At 58.6% G+C, this 519-nt stretch carries 1 rRNA gene; it reads right to left on the reverse strand.

The features are described 5' to 3' along the window. Positions 1-519: ribosomal RNA gene (locus IE263_RS48105) — 23S ribosomal RNA — on the reverse strand; the annotation flags it as partial.

Genomic DNA, 519 nt, shown 5'->3' on the forward strand with positions numbered 1-519 from the left:
CCCTTGGCAGAACAACTGGCACACCAGAGGTTCGTCCGTCCCGGTCCTCTCGTACTAGGGACAGCCCTTCTCAAGACTCCTACGCGCACAGCGGATAGGGACCGAACTGTCTCACGACGTTCTAAACCCAGCTCGCGTACCGCTTTAATGGGCGAACAGCCCAACCCTTGGGACCGACTCCAGCCCCAGGATGCGACGAGCCGACATCGAGGTGCCAAACCATCCCGTCGATATGGACTCTTGGGGAAGATCAGCCTGTTATCCCCGGGGTACCTTTTATCCGTTGAGCGACGGCGCTTCCACAAGCCACCGCCGGATCACTAGTCCCGACTTTCGTCCCTGCTCGACCCGTCGGTCTCACAGTCAAGCTCCCTTGTGCACTTACACTCAACACCTGATTGCCAACCAGGCTGAGGGAACCTTTGGGCGCCTCCGTTACCCTTTAGGAGGCAACCGCCCCAGTTAAACTACCCATCAGACACTGTCCCTGATCCGGATCACGGACCCAGGTTAGACATC

This window comes from Streptomyces aurantiogriseus (genome assembly GCF_014649375.1).
Lineage (GTDB): Bacteria > Actinomycetota > Actinomycetes > Streptomycetales > Streptomycetaceae > Streptomyces > Streptomyces aurantiogriseus.